The sequence below is a fragment of the Nocardioides sp. SR21 genome (genome assembly GCF_022761125.1).
Lineage (GTDB): Bacteria > Actinomycetota > Actinomycetes > Propionibacteriales > Nocardioidaceae > Nocardioides.
The window spans coordinates 188,458-205,043 of the sequence record NZ_JAKWJR010000010.1 but is presented as its reverse complement, the minus strand read 5'-3'; the positions used below and the strand labels follow the sequence as shown (position 1 = coordinate 205,043).

The window sequence follows — 16,586 nt, the reverse complement described above, 5'->3', positions numbered from 1 at the left end:
CTCTGCGTCATCGACATCACTCCCGACGGGCTGAAGCTGGTCGAGCTGGCGCCGGGCGTCACCGAGGACGAGGTCCGCGAGAAGACCGAGCCCGAGCTCATCTGAGACCCGATGTCACATCCGAGAAGGCCTGTCTCGTCATCTCGGCGTGAACAGTCCTGAACCCATGAAGATCGCCGTGGCCGGCGGCACCGGTGTCGTCGGCCGTCACGTCGTCGAGGTCGCCCGTGAGCGCGGGCACGACGTCGTCGTCCTCGCCCGCGCGGAGGGGGTCGACCTCACCACCGGCGCCGGGCTGGCCGAGTGGCTCGCCGGCGTCGACGCGGTCGTCGACGTCACGAGCGTGCGCACCCAGAAGCGGGAGGACGCCGAGGCGTTCTTCGGCGGCGTCACCCGGCACCTCCAGGCGGCCGGAGCCGCCCACATCGTCGCGCTCTCGATCGTCGGCATCGACGACGTCGACACCGGCTACTACGCCGGCAAGCGGCTCCAGGAGCAGGTGCTCGCGGACGGCACGGTGCCGTGGTCGGTGCTGCGGGCGACCCAGTTCCACGAGTTCGCCGAGCAGGCGCTGCACTTCGTGCGGGTCGGCCCGTTCTCGCTGGTGCCGCGGATGCTGAGCCAGCCGGTCGCCGCCCGCGAGGTCGCCGAGGCGCTGGTCGACCTGGCCGAGGCCGGGCCGTCCGGGCGGGTGGCCGACCTGGCCGGGCCGGAGCGGCACGACATGGTCGACCTCGCCCGCCGGGTCGCCGCCGGGCGTCGCGTCGTACCCGTGCGGGTGCCGGGCGCGGCGGGCAAGGCGATGCGCTCCGGAGCGCTGTGCCCGACGGGCGACGGGCCGCGCGGCACGATCACGTTCGACGCCTGGCTGGCGGCGCGGTGAGCGACGCGCTCGCGGCGGCGTACGACGAGGAGCGGCCGCGGCTGGTGCGCGTCGCCTACGCGATCCTCGGCAGCCACGCCGAGGCCGAGGACGTCGTGGCCGACTGCTGGCTGCGGCTGGTCGCCGCCGACGAGCGCGAGCCGGTGCGGGACGTGGCGGCCTGGGCGACGGTCACCGTCGCCCGCGCCGCGCTCGACGTGCTCCGATCGGCCCGGTCCCGCCGGGAGACGTACGTCGGACCCTGGCTGCCCGAGCCGGTCGTCGCCGGCCTCGAGGACCGGGTCAGCCTGGACGACTCGGTGCGCTACGCGCTGCTGGTCGCCCTCGAGCGGCTGACGCCGGCCGAGCGGACGGCCTGGGTGCTGCACGACATCTTCGAGATGCCGTTCGCGGACGTCGCCGCGGCGGTCGGGCGTACGCCGGAGGCCGTGCGCCAGCTCGCCCGCCGGGCCCGTGAGCACGTGGCGGCCGGGACCCCGCGGGTCTCCGTCGACGCCGGGACCCACGACCGCGTCGTCGGGGCGTTCCTCGGCGCCGCCGCCGGCGGCGACCTCGCCGGCCTGGTCCGGCTGCTCGACCCGTCGGTCGTGCTCACCAGCGACGGCGGCGGCGTGGTCAACGCCGCTCGGCGGCCGGTGCTCGGGCCGGACCGGGTGGCCCGCTTCTTCGCCGGCGTCGCCAAGAAGGACGGTCAGGTCGACATCGTCGAGGTCAACGGTCGCACGGGTGTCGCCTTCCACGTCGGCGGGCGGCTGCACTCGGTCGTGTCGTTCACCGTCGACGGCGAGCTGATCACCCGGATCGACATCGTGCTCGCCCCCGACAAGCTCAGTGGGGTGCGGTCCGCCGCGCGGTGACGACCGAGAGCGCGCCCAGCACCAGCGCCAGGACGAAGACGGAGACGAACGCGTCGGCGCCGGCCCGGGTCGCGGCGGCGAACACCACGCCGGACACCGACAGCGAGATCGCGCCGCCCAGCGAGTCGGCGATCGAGAGGGCGGAGGAGTTGAAGCCGCGGTCGGCGTCGGAGGACTCGGCGAGCATCGCGACCCCGGTACGGGGGTAGCCGAAGCCCATGCCGGCGCCGGCCAGCACGTAGGAGCCGGCCGCGAGGAGCGGGTGCACGTCGGCCCAGACGGCGATGCCGAGCACGCAGGTGCCGAGGGCCACGAGCACGGCACCCCACGTCATCGCGGCGGTGTGCGAGACCCGGTCGCCGAGCCGGGCCTGCACCTGGCTGGCGCCGGCCCAGGTCAGGCCGACGGCCGTGAGCGCCAGCCCGGCGGTGCCGGGCGTGAGCCCCCAGCGCTCCTGGAGCACGAAGACGATGTAGGCCTCGGCGCAGAAGAACGAGGCGCTGAACAGACCGCGGGTGGCCACGACCGACGGCAGGCCGGGCCGGCCGACGAGGCTGCCCGGGGGCAGCAGCCGCCGCAGGGCGAGCACCACCAGCGCACCCGCCGCGACCGCGAGCAGCACGACGGCGCCCTCCCGGGAGCCGAGCAGCTCGAGGGCGAGCACGGCGACCGCGGCGACCACCGCCCAGCCGAGCCGTCCGCGAGGGGCGGGCTGGTCGCTGCCGCGGACCTCCAGACCGCGCAGCGCCGGAGCGATGAGGAACGCCGCGGCGGCGACGAGGAACACGACGCCCAGGAACACCCACCGCCAGCCGACGGCGTGCGAGACGAAGGCGGCGAGCGCCGGCCCGAAGAGCGACGGCAGCACCCACGCCGCGGCGAAGCTCGCGAACACCGCGGGTTGGAGCACGGCCGGGAACACCAGCCCGACCACGACGTACAGGCACACGGTCAGCGCGCCGCCGCCCAGTCCCTGGAGCACGCGGCCGGCGACCAGCACCTCCATCGACGGGGCGAGGCCGCACACCACCAGGCCGAGCGCGAACAGCACGAGCGCGATCAACAGGGGCCGCACCGGCCCGCTGCGGTCGCTGTGGGTGCCGGCCGCGACCATGCCGACGACGCCGCTCGCGAGCGGGGCCGCGAACGACAGCGCGTAGAGGTCGATCCCGCCGAGCTCGTCGGCCACGGTCGGCATCACCGTCGTGACCGCGGTCGCCTCGAACGCGGAGAACGCGACCAGCGCGAACATGCCGATCGTCGTCGCGGCGTACGCCGGGGAGAGCAGGCGGGGCCGGCGCGGGACGGGCGGGGCGGTCGTGGTCACCAGCGGACGGTACGACTTCAACCGGAGTTGAAGTCAATCGAGTTGGTGCATGATGCGTGGATGATCGCGACCTGGCGGGACCTCAGCATCGACGCCACCGACAACGTGCGTCTCGGCCGGTTCTGGGCCGACACCCTCGGCCTCGACCTCGAGAAGCGCGAGGACGGTCTCGTGATGCTGACCGGTCCGACGCCGCAGTCGACGATCTGGCTCGACGAGGTCCCGGAGCCGCTCACCGCCAAGCAGCGGGTGCACCTCGACGTCCACGCCGGCAGCGTCGAGGAGGTGCTGGCGCGAGGCGCGACGCCGCTCGAGGTCGACCGCTTCGACTGGAAGGTGCTGCGCGACCCCGAGGGCGGCGAGCTGTGCGTGTTCGTCCGCGACGAGGTCCCCGAGCAACGGCTCTACGAGATCGTGGTCGACGCCCACGACACCCGCGCGCAGGCCGCCTGGTGGGCCGACGTCCTCGGCGGCCGGATCGAGGAGGGAAGCGACGGCGAGGCGGTCGAGGCGATCCCGGGAGCGCCGTTCGAGTTCCTCGCGTTCGAGCCGGTGCCCGAGCCCAAGACCGTGAAGAACCGCATCCACTGGGACGTCGACGTGGCCGACGTACGCCTGCTGGTCGAGCACGGTGCCACGATCGTGCGTGAGCCCGACGACGAGATCTCGTGGACCGTGCTGGCCGATCCCGAGGGCAACGAGTTCTGCGCGTTCGTGGACTGACATGGCCGTCGAGCGCGAGGAGCTGTTCTTCGAGGACGTCGCGGGCTGGCACGCGTGGCTGCTGGCCCATCACGACACCTCGCCGGGCGTCTGGCTGACGCTGACCCGCAAGGGCGGCACGGTCACGTCGCTGACCTACGAGGAGGCCGTGCTCGAGGCGGTGTGCTTCGGGTGGATCGACAGCCAGGCGCGGCGGCGCGACGAGCAGACGACGTTCATCACGATGACGCCGCGCAACAAGCGGAGCCCGTGGTCGGCGTCGAACGTCGAGCGGGTGGCGCGGCTCGAGGCCGAGGGGCGGATGCAGCCCGCCGGCCGGGCGGCGGTGGACGCCGCCCGGGCCGACGGCCGCTGGGACAAGGCGGTCAGTCCAGGCTGAGCCCCACCGCCGGCGAGGTGCGCGCCGCCCGACGGGCCGGCAGCAGCGACGAGAGCAGCCCGGCCACGCCCGCGACCAGCACGACGAGCGCCAGCTGACCCCACGGCAGCACCAGCGGAGCCTGGTCGACGGCCGCCTCGACCAGCGCCTGGAGGCTGACCCACGCGAACGTCACGCCGATGAACGAGCCGAGCACCGTGGCGACGAGCGTGAGCAGCAGCGCCTCGGCGGCGAGCGTCGCGCGGAGCTGTCGCCGGGTGAGGCCGAGCGCGCGGAGCAGCGCGTTCTCCCGGCGCCGCTCGAGCACGGAGAGCCCGAGGGTGTTGCCGATGCCGATCAGCGCGATCACGACGGCGATCCCCAGCAGCGCCACGACCGTCCCGGTGAGGATGTCGAGCTGGAGCACCACCCAGGACCTCTCGCGCAGCCCGTTGGTGAGGGTCGCATCGACCGGCCTGGCCAGGGCGTCCAGGTCGCCGGCCAGGTCCTCCACGTCGGCGCCGTCGCCGGCGCGCACCCACACCGCCCAGGTCTGCGGTTGGTCGGTGAGCGCGGCCAGGGTCGCGGGCGAGACGATCGCCGCGTCGCCCCAGCTGTCGCCGCTGTTGACCCGCAGCGTCACGCTGCGGTCGCCGACCTGGACGGTCACTCGGGCTCGGGCGGCGTGCTCGGTGGGCAGCCAGATCTCGCCGCGCCGCAGGGACGCGATGGGCGGCGTGCCGTGGGCGACCGCGTCGACGCCCTCGGCGGCGAGGACCGGGAGCCGCCCGGCTCCGGCGACCTCGGCCTCGACGCCGTCGAGCGGGATCGCCGTACGGACTCCCGGGACGGCGCGCACCTCGTCGAGCAGCTCGGTGGGGAGCGGCCGGTCGTTCGCGGTCAGGGTCATGTCGAGCGGGTAGTCGCGGTCCAGGTCCTCGTCCACGGCGCTGCGGGAGCTCGCCAGGCCGACCAGCACCGCGGTCGTGAGCGTGACGCCGACGAGCAGCGACGCGGTCGTGGCGGCGGTACGCCGGGGGTTGCGGACCGCGTTCTCGGCCGCGAGCCGGGCCGGCACTCCGGCGACGCGTCCCGCGAGGGCGCCGGCCGCGCGCACCAGCGCGGGCACCAGCACGGGCCCGAGCAGCAGCACGCCGCTGAACGCGGCGGACCCGCCGAGCACCATCGCCAGCGGGCTGCTGGCGGCGATCGAGAGCGCGAGCAGGGCGACGCCGCCGGCGAGCGTGACGAGCCCGAGCAGCACCCGGAGGCGGCCGGCGCCGGTGCGCACGCTCGTGGAGTCGTCGGGCCGGAGCGCGGCGAGCGGGCTCACCCGCACCACCCGACGGGTGGGCAACCAGGCCGCGATCGCCGTGACGAGCACGCCGGTGACGAACGCGCCGGCGTACCAGGTCGGGGACGGCGCAGGGAACGCCATGCTCCCGCTGGGCAGCGCCGACTTCGCGAGGGCGACGAGCAGGTAGCCGAGCCCGGTGCCGGCCACGAGGCCGAGCAGGGCTGAGGCGACGCCGAGGACCAGCGCCTCCACGCGGACCGACCGGAGCACCTGGCGCCGGGTCGCGCCGACGCAGCGGAGCAGGGCGAAGTCGCGGGACCGCTGGGCGAAGAGGATCGAGAACGTGTTGGCGATGACCAGCACCGAGACGAACAGGGCGATCGCCGCGAACACGAGCAGCAGGATCGCGAGGACGTTCACCTCGTTGGTCAGCTCGGCCTGCCGCTCCTCGACGAACTCGTCGCGCGGCTGCACGGTCGCACCGGCCGGAGCCGTGAGCGACGAGGCGCCGGGCCCGGCGTACACCACGGAGTCGACCCAGAGGTCGGCGTCCAGGCCGCGCAGGTCCTCCCAAGGCACGTAGACCTGGGCCCCGACGCTGGCCGAGGGCGTGTCCACGAGGCCGACCAGCGTGCCCTCGACCGACCCGATCTCGACCGGGTCGCCGAGCTCGACGTCCTTGCCCTTGACGGCGTTGGCGTCCGCGACGACCTCGCCGGGCTGCTCGGGGAACCGGCCGTCGCGCAGGCTCTGCCACCGCAGCGCCGGGTCGAGCGCGATCGCGCCGACGTCGGTGCGGTCGTCGAAGAGCCGGTCGCCGATCCGGACCTGCTGGGGCGTCCAGCCCAGCACGGTCGCCGAGTCACCCCGCGCCTCCGCACGCTCGACGATCCGCGCCGCCTGGTCGGCGTCGACGTCGGTGACGACGACGTCGGCGCCGCGGTAAGGCAGCTCGACCCCGGCGACCAGGCCGGCCCGGGTGGCGTCCGAGAGCAGGCTGGTGACGACGATGAAGGCCACGCCGATGACCACGGCGATCGCGGCGGAGACGTAGCGGCGCGTGTGGGTGCGCAGCGAAGCGCGGAGGACGGTCCTCACGCCACGAGCCCGTCGGCGATCACGACGACGTCGTCGGCGTACGCCGCCGCGCTGTCCTCGTGGGTGACCATCACGACGGTCTGGCCGAGCTCGCGGACGGACCGGCGCAGGAAGTCGAGGACCTCGGCGGACGCCTCGCTGTCGAGGTTGCCGGTCGGCTCGTCGGCGAACACGATGTCCGGCTCGCTGACCAGCGCGCGGGCGATCGCGACGCGCTGCTGCTGGCCGCCGGAGAGCTCGCCCGGGCGGTGCCCGAGCCGGTCGCCGATGCCCAGGACGCCGACGACCAGGTCGTAGCGCTCGCGGGCCGCGGCATCGACGCGGCGCCCGGCGAGCTCGAGGGGGAGCAGGATGTTCTGGCCGGCGGTCAGCATCGGCAGCAGGTTGAACGACTGGAACACGAAGCCGAGGTGCTCGCGGCGGAACAGCGTCAGCGCCGTGTCGTCCATCGACTCGAGGGCGCGGCCGCCGACCGTGACGTTGCCGGTGGTGGGGGTGTCGAGGCCCGCCAGGCAGTGCATCAGGGTCGACTTGCCCGAGCCGGACCGGCCCATGATCGCGGTGAAGCGGCCGGCGGGCAGGTCGAGGTCGACGCCGCGCAGCGCGTGGACGGCCGTGTCGCCGTTGCCGTAGACCCGGGTGAGGCCGCGGGTGCTCGCGGCGAGAGGGGAGTTCGTCATGCTGACGACGATCCCGTCTCACCGGCCCCGGATCGTCAGCCCGCGGACCGGACCCGGCGTACGACTCAGGTCGTACGCACCAGCCCGGTCTCGTACGCCAGCACGACCAGCTGCACCCGGTCGCGGGACCCGGTCTTGGCCAGCAGCCGGCCGACGTGCGTCTTGACGGTCGCCTCGGCGACCACGAGGTCGGCGGCGATCTCGGTGTTGGTGCGGCCGCGGCCGATGTGCACCAGCACCTCGCGTTCGCGCTCGGTGAGGCCGTCCAGGCGGGTGTCCGGCGCGGCCTCCTGGGCGTCCGGCAGGACGGCGGCGAATTGCTCCAGCAGCCGGCGCGTGGTGCTCGGGGCGACGACCGCGTCGCCACCGTGCACGGTGCGGATCGCGCTGAGCAGGTCCTCGGGCGGCGCGTCCTTGAGCAGGAACGCCGCCGCGCCGGCCTTGAGCGCGGCGAAGGCGTACTCGTCCAGGTCGAAGGTCGTCAGCACGACCACCCGGGGTGCGTCCTCCTGGCCGGCGAGCCGACGGGTGGCCTCGACGCCGTCCATCCGCGGCATCCGGACGTCCATGAGCACGACGTCGGCGCGCGTGACCGCCAGCCGCTCGAGCGCCTCCGCGCCGTCGCCGGCCTCGCCGACGACCGTCATGTCCGGTTGGCTGTCGACGAGCATCCGGAAGCCGCCGCGCACCATCTGCTGGTCGTCGACGAGGAGGACGCGGATCGTCACAGGGGAAGCCTCGCAGCCACGCACCAGCCGCCACCCGGGCGGGGTCCGGCCTCGAGGGTGCCGCCGTGCACGGCGACCCGCTCGCGCATCCCGGCCAGGCCGAGGCCGTGGCCGTCGTCGGGGGCGGCCGCCCCGCGCCCGTCGTCCTCGACGAGCACGGTGACGGTGTCCTCGACCGTCACGTCGACCCGGACCGCCACGCCCGGCCCGGCGTGCCGGCGGACGTTGGTGAGGGCCTCCTGGACGATGCGGTACGTCGTGAGGGCGACGCCGTCCGGCACGGCTGTCGCCGGGTCGGGGAGCCGCGCGTCGATGTCGTCGCCCACCACCAGCCCCGCCAGGTCGGCGAGGCCCGGCTGGGGCCGGAGACCGGCGTCCCCGGTGCGGAGCAGCCCGAGCATCCGGCGCATCTCCGTGAGCGACTCCCGTCCGGTGGCGGCGATCGTCTCGAGGGCGGTCGCGGCGACCTCGGGATCCTGGCGGGCGGCGTAGCGCGCGCCGTCGGCCTGCACGACGATCGTCGACAGGCCGTGGGCGACGACGTCGTGCATCTCGCGCGCGATCCGGGCGCGCTCGTCGGAGGCGGCGAGGGCGACCTGCTGGGCGGCCTCGCGCTCGATGCGCTCACCGCGCTCGACCAGCGCGTCGACGTACGCCCGGCGCGTGCGTGCCAGCGCGCCCAGCGCCCAGGCGGTGACGACGATCGTGGCGATCGTGACCGTGTAGGCGACGACCGGGTCGGCCGCGAGCTCGCCACCGAAGCCGTGGACCCAGCGGAGGGCTGCGACCAGGGCGCCGGCGAGCCCGACGCCGAGTGCGGTGAGGCCGGCGGCCGTGGAGGCGAAGCGGGCGACGGAGTACACCGCCACGGGGAACGCGACCTGGCTCCAGAGCGGCGTCTCGACCAGCAGCGCCTGGGCGGCGCTGCCGAGCGCGACGACCGCGAATACCGCGACCGGGTGGTGGCGCCGCCAGTAGAGCGGGACCAGCTGGACCAGCGACACGGCCAGCCCGACCCAGCCCGCCTCGACCAGGGGCGTGCCGAGCGCCGGCAGCAGCAGGCACGTCGCGAGGGCCGCGTCGAACCACCGCTCGCCGCGCGGGTCCAGGCGCCAGGAGGTCACCCCGCCGACCCTATGCGTGGCCGAGGGCGGCCGCGTCCGACCACGGGTGGATGCGATGTACGCCGCGAGTAGGGTGCGGGACATGACCAAGTGGGAGTACCTGACCGCGCCGATCCTCACGCATGCGGCCAAGCAGATCCTGGACAACTTCGGGGCCGACGGGTGGGAGCTGGTGCAGATCGCGCCCGGCATGAACCCCGAGAACCTCGTGGGCTACTTCAAGCGGCCGCTCGCATGAGCGCCGCGGAGGACCGCCTCGCCGAGCTCGGCCTGGCGGTGCCCGAGGTCGCCAAGCCGGTGGCGGTGTACGTCCCGGCCGTGGCCTCGGGCGACCACGTGTTCACCTCCGGCCAGCTGCCGATGAAGAACGGCGAGCTGATGCTGACCGGCAAGGTCGGCGGCGAGGTGAGCCCGGAGGAGGCCAAGGCGTGCGCGGAGCAGTGCGCGCTGAACGCGATCGCGGCCGTGAAGTCGATCGTGGGCGACCTCGACAACGTCGCGCAGGTCGTGAAGGTCGTCGTGTTCGTGGCGTCGACGCCGGACTTCACCGGGCAGCCGCAGGTGGCGAACGGCGCGTCCGAGCTGTTCGGCAAGGTGTTCGGCGACGCGGGCGTGCATGCCCGGTCGGCGGTCGGCGTTCCGGTGCTGCCCCTTGACTCGCCCGTCGAGGTGGAGATCGTGGTCCGGACCGCTTCGTGAAGATCCCGCTCCCGCCGGTGCCGCTTCCCGAGCACCTGATCGATGTCGCGCGCTCGTTCGAGGACGGGACCAACACGCCGGCGGAGCCGCGGGACGCCGCCACGGTGATCCTGATGCGCCCGTCCGCCGACGGGCCGGAGGTCTACTACCTGCGCCGGCACGTCTCGATGGACTTCGCTGCCGGGATGGCCGTGTTCCCCGGGGGTGGCGTCGATCGGCGCGACTTCGACGCCTCGGTCGGGTGGGCCGGGCCGTCGCCTGCTGCCTGGGCGGCCCGGCTGGGTTGCGACGAGGAGACCGCGCGGGCGCTGGTGTGCGCCGCCGTACGCGAGACGTTCGAGGAGTCCGGTGTCCTGCTGGCCGGGACCTCCGAGACCTCGGTCGTGGAGGACACGACCGGGGACGACTGGGAGGCGGACCGCGTCGCGCTGGAGTCGCGCGAGCTGGCGCTGACCGACTTCCTGAACCGGCGCGGGCTGGTGCTGCGCACCGACCTGCTCGGCGTGTGGGACGCGTGGCTGACGCCGATCTTCGAGCCGAAGCGCTACCGCACCTGGTTCTTCGTCGCGTCACTGCCCACGGGCCAGGTGACCCGTGACGTGTCGACCGAGTCGTCGTCGGTCGCGTGGATCCCCGCGCGCGTCGCCGCCGACCAGGCGGACGCGGAGGAGCTCGCGCTGATGCCGCCGACGTACCTCACGTCGCTGGAGGTCGGTGGGTACTCGTCGCCCGACGAGGTGCTGGGCGTCGCGGCCTCGCGGTCGGTTGAGATGTTCACGCCGTCGGTCGAGCCGCTCGGTGAGGGCTGGACGCTGTCGATGCCGGACCGGCTGCGCCCGCTCGTGGCGGCGCGGCACCGCGCATGACCCCCTGGTCGGGCGGGTCCTTCGGGACGCGCGGGCGCTGCCTGCTCGCGCCGAACCCAGGGATGATGACGCTCGACGGCACGAACACGTGGGTGCTCCAGGAGCCCGGAGCGTCGGCGTCGGTCGTCGTGGACCCCGGTCCGATCGAGGACGGTCACCTCGAGCGGCTCACCGCCGAGCTCGGTGACGTCGGGCTGGTCCTGCTCACGCACCACCACTTCGACCACGCCGAGGTGGCCGCGGAGTTCGCGCGCCGCAAGGGCTGCGCCGTACGCGCCCTCGAGCCGGCGCTGTGCGTCGACGGGGATCCGCTGGTCGATGGCGAGGACATCGTGGTCGACGGCCTGTCGCTGCGGGTGCTCACCACCCCCGGCCACACGGCGGACTCGATCTCGCTGGTCGTGCCCGCCGACGGAGCCCTGCTGACCGGCGACATGGTGCTCGGCCGCGGCACCACCGTCGTCGCGCACCCCGACGGCCAGCTCGGCCCGTACTTCTCGTCGATCGAGCGGATGCGCTCGCTCGCGTCGTCCGGTGAGGTGCGCACGCTCTGGCCGGCGCACGGCCCGGTCCTCGACGACGCACTCGGCGTCCTCGACTTCTACCTGGCCCACCGCCGCGACCGCCTCGCCCAGGTCGAGCGCGCCCTCGCCGAGCTCTCGGTTCCGGTCTCCCCGGAGCTCGCCGAGGACCCCTCCCTCCCGCGCCAGGTCGTCGAGGTCGTGTACGCCGATGTCGACGAGTCCCTCTGGGGCGCCGCCGAGCTCTCCGTCCGCGCCCAGCTGCTGTACCTCTCCCAACGTTGAATCGGGACCTTCCGTCCGTCGAATCGGGAGTTCCCGTCACTCGAATCGGGAGTTCCTGTTTTCCACAGGCCAGGTGACGGCCAGGTACGTCGCCACGCTGCCCGGGGATGGTCCGGCCCATGGAACAGATCTGGCCCGACGTGCCCTTCACCCTCGCCGACGCCGAGCTGGTGGGGCGACGACCTTCGGCGGTGCGCAACGGTCAGCGCCGCGGTGAGGTCAGGTCGATCGTCCGCGGGGTGTACGTCGCCGCACACGTGCCCGACTCGATCGAGCTCAGGGCCGGAGCCGTCGCGCGGGTCGTGAGTTCGCACCATGTGGTCACCGACCGCACGGCGGCCTGGCTGCACGGCGTCGACACGCACGTGTACGCGGAGCACGACGCCGTACCTACCATCGAGACCTGTGCGCTCCGCTGGCACGAGCCGACGACCGTGCTCGGCGTCGACGGGCGCACGCGCGACCTCCGGGCCGCGGACGTGATGACGGTTCACGGCGTGCGTGTGACGACGCCGCTGCGGACCGCGCTCGACCTCGGCTGCTGCCTCCGGCGGCGGGAAGCGTTCGCCGCGATGGTGATGCTCGCTCGGCTGCACGACTTCACCGCGCACGACCTCGAGCGGGAGCTGGGCCGCTACCGGCGGCGCCGGGGTGTCATCCAGCTGCGCGGTCTGGCCGGCCTGGTCGACCCACGCATCGAGTCACACCGCGAGGCCTGGGTGTTCCTCGACATCGCCGACGCCGGGCTGCCGCTGCCTGAGCCGCAGATGTGGATCGACATCAACGGCGTCCCGACGTACCGCCTCGACTTCGCCTACCGCCGGGCCCGCGTCTGCGTCGAGTACGACGGTGAGGAGGCGCACGCCGGCCGCGCGGCTGAGGACGACGAACGGCGCGCCTGGCTGCGCCGCAACGGCTGGACCGTGATCGTCCTGTGCAACGGCGACTTCACCGACGCCAGGAGGGATCGGTGGGTCCGTGAGCTCCGAGCCGCCCTGGTGCCGACGTACTCGAACCGGCGGTGGTGACCGAAACTCCCGATTCGAGTGACGGAAACTCCCGACTCAACGGACGGAAAGTCCCGATTCAACGGGGAGGGTCAGCGGGCGCGGCGGCCCAGGCGCTCGACGTCCATGATCACGACCGAGCGGGGCTCGAGGCGCAGCCAGCCGCGCGAGGCGAAGTCGGCGAGGGCCTTGTTCACGGTCTCGCGGGAGGCGCCGACCAGCTGGGCGAGCTCCTCCTGGGTGAGGTCGTGGTGGACGTGGACGCCGTCGTCGGCGGTGCGGCCGAAGCGGTCGGCGAGGTCGAGGAGCGCCTTGGCGACGCGGCCGGGGACGTCGGAGAACACCAGGTCGGCGACGACGTCGTTGGCCTTGCGGAGGCGGCCGGCGAGCTGGGCGAGCAGGCCGCGGGCGACGACCGGGCGGCCCTCGAGCCAGCGCAGCAGGTCCTCGTGCGACAGGGAGGCGAAGGAGGCGTCGGTGACCGCGGTGACCGTCGCGGAGCGCGGGCCCGGGTCGAACAGCGACAGCTCGCCGAACATCTGGCCGGGGCCGAGGATCGCCAGGAGGTTCTCGCGACCGTCCGCGGAGGTGCGGCCGAGCTTCACCTTGCCGTCGAGCACGATGTAGAGCTTGTCGCCGGAGTCGCCCTCGTGGAACAGGACGTCGCCGCGGCGCAGCTTGCTCTCGGCCATCGACGCCCGCAGTGCCGTCGCCGCCTCGTCGTCGAGCGCGCTGAACAGCGGTGCCTGGCGCAGTACGTCGTTGTCCACGAATTTCCTCCTCAGGAAAGACCCGCGTACACGGGTTCCGCGCCGAATCCTATCCAGTGGGATTGTTCACAGCGACTGGACACTGTCCCGTGGACGCTACGCGACGTCGAATCGGCGGTGTCGGCACCTCGCCGTACCCTGGGCGGGTGTCCGTGACCGTCGCTTCCGAGACCCGCACGAGCCTGGTACGCCGCGCCCGGAAGATCGACCGGATGCTGGGCGAGACCTACCCCGACGCGAAGTGCGAGCTCGACTTCGACGACCCGTTCCAGCTGCTCGTCGTGACGGTGCTCAGCGCCCAGACGACCGACAAGCGCGTGAACGCCGTCCGGCCCACCCTGTTCGCCGCCTACCCGGACGCCAAGGCGATGGCAGCCGCCGACCGGGAGACCCTCGAGGGGATCGTCGGGCCGCTCGGGTTCTTCCGCGCCAAGACCGAGTCGCTGCTGAAGCTCAGCGCGGCGCTGGTGGCCGACCACGGTGGCCAGGTGCCCCCGCGCCTCGACGACCTGGTGAAGCTCCCCGGCGTCGGCCGCAAGACCGCGAACGTCGTGCTCGGCAACGCGTTCGGGATCCCCGGCATCACCGTCGACACGCACTTCGGCCGGCTCGCCCGCCGCTTCCGCTGGACCGAGGAGACCGATCCGGTCAAGGTCGAGCACGCGATCGGCGCGCTGTTCGAGAAGCGCGACTGGACGATGCTCAGCCACCACCTGATCTGGCACGGCCGCCGGGTCTGCCACTCCCAGAAGCCCGCGTGCGGCGCCTGCCCGGTGGCGAAGTGGTGCCCGTCGTACGGCGAGGGTCCGACCGACCCCGAGGTCGCCGCCAAGCTGGTCAAGACCGAGGGCCGAGCATGAGGCTCGCTCTCCCGGCCGCGCTCGTCGCGGCCGTGCTGACGCTGACCGCGTGCGACTCCGGCGCGGAGGCCCCCGGTGCGTCGAGCGTCGAGGTCGACACGCCGGAGCTCGTGAAGGCCAAGGAGCAGACCGACGTGCCGGACTGCGCGCCCGGCGACGCCACCGACGGTGGTCTGCCCGACCTGACGCTGCCCTGCCTCGGCGGCGGCACCGAGGTCGACCTCACCAGCCTCCAGGGGCCGATGATCATCAACCTGTGGCAGGCGTTCTGCGGCCCGTGCCGCAAGGAGATGCCCGCGCTCCAGGACTTCCACGAGCAGTACGGCGACCAGGTGCCGGTCCTCGGGATCGACTACCAGGACACCCAGCCGGCGGCCGCCCTCGACCTCGCGAAGAAGAGCGGGGTGACCTACCCGCTGCTCGCCGATCCCGGCGGCGACCTGAACGCCGCCGACCCGCTGCCGGTGATCCGCGGGCTTCCCTACCTGTTGTTCCTCGACGAGGACGGCGAGCTGTCGATCGAGGCGGGTGGCATCGAGTCCGCCGACGAGCTGGTCGACCTGGTCGGCGAGCACCTCGGGGTCGATCTGTGATCCCGGACTGGCTCGAGCCCGTCCGGGCCGGTGCCGAGGCGATCTCGGCCGGCGACCTGACCAAGTTCACCCCGCCGCCGGGCGGCGACGCGCGCCCCGGAGCCGTGCTGATGCTGTTCGGCGAGGGTCCGCAGGGCGGCGAGCTGCTGCTCACCGAGCGCGCCCACGACATGCGCTCGCACCCCGGCCAGGTGTCGTTCCCCGGCGGCTCGGTCGACCCGGGCGAGAGCGTCGTACAGGCGGCCCTGCGCGAGGCCGAGGAGGAGATCGGCCTCGACCCCGCCGAGGTGGAGGTCTTCGGGCGGCTGCCCGAGCTGTGGCTGCCGCCGAGCAACTTCGCGGTCACCCCGATCCTCGGCTGGTGGCGCGAGCCGACCGAGGTGAGCATCGTCAGCCCCGCCGAGGTGCACGCGATCCACCACGTCCCGATCAGCGAGCTCCTCGACCCCGAGCACCGGATCATGGTGAAGGTCCCGCGGGTCGACTACCGCAGCCCCGGCTTCCTGATCGGACCCGACAAGGACGTGATCCTGTGGGGCTTCACGGGCGGGATCATCGCCCGGCTCTTCGACTTCCTCGGGTGGACGCGTCCGTGGGACGAGTCCCAGGTCCGTGACCTGCCCGACTACATGCTGCAGGCTGACCCCCGTCGGTCGAGGTTGCTCGACATCGAGGACGAGGGGGACGAGGACGGGTGAACCTGCTCGACTGGCTGCTCGTCGTCCTGGTGCTCGCCTACGCCCTCTCCGGCTACTGGCAGGGCTTCATCACCGGCGCCTTCGCCACGAGCGGCCTGCTGCTCGGCGGCCTGTTCGGGGTCTGGCTCGCCCCGGTCGCGCTCGGTGACGCCAACCCGTCGCTGATGGTCTCGCTCGGCGCGCTCTTCATCGTGATCCTCTCGGCCTCCGTCGGCCAGGCGGTCTGCCAGTTCACCGGGTCGCGCATCCGCGACAAGATCACCTGGCAGCCGATCCGCGCGATCGACGCGGTCGGCGGCGCGGCGCTCAGCGCGGTCGCCGTCCTGCTCGTCGCGTGGGCGCTCGGCGTCGCGATCTCCGGCTCCCGCATCGGATCGGTCACTCCCCTGGTGCGCAGCTCGACGGTGCTCGCGAGCGTCGACGAGGTGCTGCCGGACTCCGCGGACGGCGCGCTCCAGGCGTTCAACGACGTCGTGGGCACCAGCTTCTTCCCGCGCTATCTCGAGCCGTTCGCGCCCGAGCGGATCGTCGACGTCGGCCCCGGCCCCAAGCGGCTGCTGCAGGACCCCGACGTCGAGCGGGCCGCTGACAGCGTCCTCAAGATCCGCGGCACCAACGAGTGCGGCCGTGGCGTCGAGGGCAGTGGGTTCCTGTACGCCGACGGCCGGCTGATGACCAACGCGCACGTGGTCGCGGGCATCGACGACCCCGAGGTGATGCTCGGGGACGAGTCCGTCGAGGCCGACGTCGTCTACTACAACCCCGACATCGACGTCGCCGTGCTCGCCCTCGACAGCGGCGACCTGCCGACCCTCGAGTTCGACCGGACCGCCGAGGCGCAGGACGGCGTCGCGGTGCTCGGCTACCCGCAGGACGGTCCCTACAACGTCCAGCCGGCCCGCATCCGCGCCGAGCAGCGGCTCCGCTCGCCGAACATCTACGGCGACGGCGCCGTGATCCGCGAGGTCTTCTCGCTGCGCGGCCGGATCCTGCCGGGCAACTCCGGCGGGCCGATCGTGTCCTCGGGCGGCGACGTCGTCGGCGTGGTGTTCGCGGCGTCGGTCACCGATCCCGACACCGGCTACGCGCTCACCGCGGACCAGGTGGCGCAGAGCGCGGCGGCCGGGATGACGAGCAACGGCGCCGTCGACACCGGCGGCTGCGCCGGATGAGCCAGACCCGCTGACTGGGTCTCGACACGCCGGTCGCGAC

The 16,586-nt window shown here is 73.5% G+C and carries 19 protein-coding genes; 13 read left to right on the top strand and 6 right to left on the bottom strand.

Annotated features, from left to right (window positions below; all coding sequences use genetic code 11):
- The first annotated feature begins 166 nt into the window (after positions 1–166).
- Positions 167–883, top strand: coding sequence for an SDR family oxidoreductase (locus MJ604_RS19180; RefSeq protein ID WP_243060198.1), 717 nt, complete (start codon positions 167–169; stop codon positions 881–883).
- A complete protein-coding gene (gene sigJ, locus MJ604_RS19175) occupies positions 880–1,740 on the top strand; it encodes an RNA polymerase sigma factor SigJ (RefSeq protein ID WP_243060197.1) in 861 nt (286 codons plus the stop codon). Before MJ604_RS19180 ends, sigJ begins: the two co-directional genes overlap by 4 nt.
- On the opposite strand, the gene MJ604_RS19170 is transcribed toward sigJ, so the two are convergent.
- A complete protein-coding gene (locus MJ604_RS19170; protein WP_243060196.1) occupies positions 1,712–3,067 on the bottom strand; it encodes an MFS transporter in 1,356 nt (451 codons plus the stop codon). The two genes, sigJ and MJ604_RS19170, sit on opposite strands and share 29 nt — an antisense overlap.
- 60 nt (positions 3,068–3,127) lie before the next feature.
- Between MJ604_RS19170 and MJ604_RS19165 the strand changes: the two genes are divergently transcribed.
- Positions 3,128–3,790, top strand: coding sequence for a VOC family protein (locus MJ604_RS19165; protein ID WP_243060195.1), 663 nt, complete (start codon positions 3,128–3,130; stop codon positions 3,788–3,790).
- A gap of 1 nt (position 3,791) precedes the next feature.
- Positions 3,792–4,169 (top strand): YdeI family protein, encoded by a 378-nt coding sequence (locus MJ604_RS19160; RefSeq protein ID WP_243060194.1) that lies wholly within the window; start codon positions 3,792–3,794, stop codon positions 4,167–4,169.
- Here the strand turns inward: MJ604_RS19160 and MJ604_RS19155 are convergent.
- The 4 genes from MJ604_RS19155 to MJ604_RS19140 form a co-directional block, all read right to left on the bottom strand.
- Entirely contained in the window at positions 4,156–6,543 is a 2,388-nt protein-coding gene (locus MJ604_RS19155) for an ABC transporter permease (protein ID WP_243060193.1), read from the bottom strand. The genes MJ604_RS19160 and MJ604_RS19155 overlap by 14 nt on opposite strands.
- A complete protein-coding gene (locus tag MJ604_RS19150) occupies positions 6,540–7,223 on the bottom strand; it encodes an ABC transporter ATP-binding protein (RefSeq protein ID WP_243060192.1) in 684 nt (227 codons plus the stop codon). Before MJ604_RS19150 ends, MJ604_RS19155 begins: the two co-directional genes overlap by 4 nt.
- Positions 7,224–7,288: 65 nt before the next feature.
- Positions 7,289–7,951, bottom strand: a complete 663-nt coding sequence (locus MJ604_RS19145; RefSeq protein ID WP_308194158.1) for a response regulator transcription factor — start codon at positions 7,949–7,951, stop codon at positions 7,289–7,291.
- The gene (locus MJ604_RS19140) at positions 7,948–9,075 is read right to left on the bottom strand and encodes a sensor histidine kinase (protein WP_243060191.1); all 1,128 of its coding nucleotides are present in this window, start codon (positions 9,073–9,075) and stop codon (positions 7,948–7,950) included. The genes MJ604_RS19145 and MJ604_RS19140 overlap by 4 nt, the downstream gene beginning before the upstream one ends.
- 82 nt (positions 9,076–9,157) lie before the next feature.
- On the opposite strand from MJ604_RS19140, the gene MJ604_RS19135 reads away from it, so the two are divergent.
- The 5 genes from MJ604_RS19135 (at position 9,158) to MJ604_RS19115 (ending at position 12,474) form a co-directional block, all read left to right on the top strand.
- Entirely contained in the window at positions 9,158–9,313 is a 156-nt protein-coding gene (locus MJ604_RS19135) for a DUF4177 domain-containing protein (protein ID WP_243060190.1), read from the top strand.
- A complete protein-coding gene (locus MJ604_RS19130) occupies positions 9,310–9,774 on the top strand; it encodes a RidA family protein (RefSeq protein ID WP_243060189.1) in 465 nt (154 codons plus the stop codon). Before MJ604_RS19135 ends, MJ604_RS19130 begins: the two co-directional genes overlap by 4 nt.
- Positions 9,771–10,640, top strand: a complete 870-nt coding sequence (locus tag MJ604_RS19125; protein WP_243060188.1) for an NUDIX hydrolase — start codon at positions 9,771–9,773, stop codon at positions 10,638–10,640. Before MJ604_RS19130 ends, MJ604_RS19125 begins: the two co-directional genes overlap by 4 nt.
- Positions 10,637–11,446 carry an MBL fold metallo-hydrolase gene (locus MJ604_RS19120; RefSeq protein WP_243060187.1) on the top strand — a complete coding sequence of 270 codons (810 nt, stop codon included), beginning with the start codon at positions 10,637–10,639 and terminating at the stop codon, positions 11,444–11,446. Before MJ604_RS19125 ends, MJ604_RS19120 begins: the two co-directional genes overlap by 4 nt.
- Positions 11,447–11,565: 119 nt before the next feature.
- Positions 11,566–12,474: a DUF559 domain-containing protein gene (locus tag MJ604_RS19115; RefSeq protein ID WP_243060186.1), complete on the top strand. Its 909-nt coding sequence runs from the start codon at positions 11,566–11,568 to the stop codon at positions 12,472–12,474.
- A 71-nt stretch (positions 12,475–12,545) separates the two neighbouring features.
- On the opposite strand, the gene MJ604_RS19110 is transcribed toward MJ604_RS19115, so the two are convergent.
- A complete protein-coding gene (locus MJ604_RS19110; RefSeq protein ID WP_243060185.1) occupies positions 12,546–13,223 on the bottom strand; it encodes a Crp/Fnr family transcriptional regulator in 678 nt (225 codons plus the stop codon).
- Positions 13,224–13,435: 212 nt separating this feature from the next.
- Between MJ604_RS19110 and nth the strand changes: the two genes are divergently transcribed.
- From nth to MJ604_RS19090, 4 genes are read left to right on the top strand one after another with little or no spacing between them, the layout of a single operon-like run.
- Positions 13,436–14,083, top strand: a complete 648-nt coding sequence (gene nth, locus MJ604_RS19105; RefSeq protein WP_243060200.1) for an endonuclease III — start codon at positions 13,436–13,438, stop codon at positions 14,081–14,083.
- The gene (locus MJ604_RS19100) at positions 14,080–14,676 is read left to right on the top strand and encodes a TlpA disulfide reductase family protein (RefSeq protein ID WP_243060184.1); all 597 of its coding nucleotides are present in this window, start codon (positions 14,080–14,082) and stop codon (positions 14,674–14,676) included. The genes nth and MJ604_RS19100 overlap by 4 nt, the downstream gene beginning before the upstream one ends.
- The gene (locus MJ604_RS19095) at positions 14,673–15,374 is read left to right on the top strand and encodes a CoA pyrophosphatase (RefSeq protein WP_243060183.1); all 702 of its coding nucleotides are present in this window, start codon (positions 14,673–14,675) and stop codon (positions 15,372–15,374) included. The genes MJ604_RS19100 and MJ604_RS19095 overlap by 4 nt, the downstream gene beginning before the upstream one ends.
- Positions 15,371–16,546 carry a MarP family serine protease gene (locus MJ604_RS19090; protein ID WP_243060182.1) on the top strand — a complete coding sequence of 392 codons (1,176 nt, stop codon included), beginning with the start codon at positions 15,371–15,373 and terminating at the stop codon, positions 16,544–16,546. Before MJ604_RS19095 ends, MJ604_RS19090 begins: the two co-directional genes overlap by 4 nt.
- Positions 16,547–16,586 lie beyond the last annotated feature (40 nt).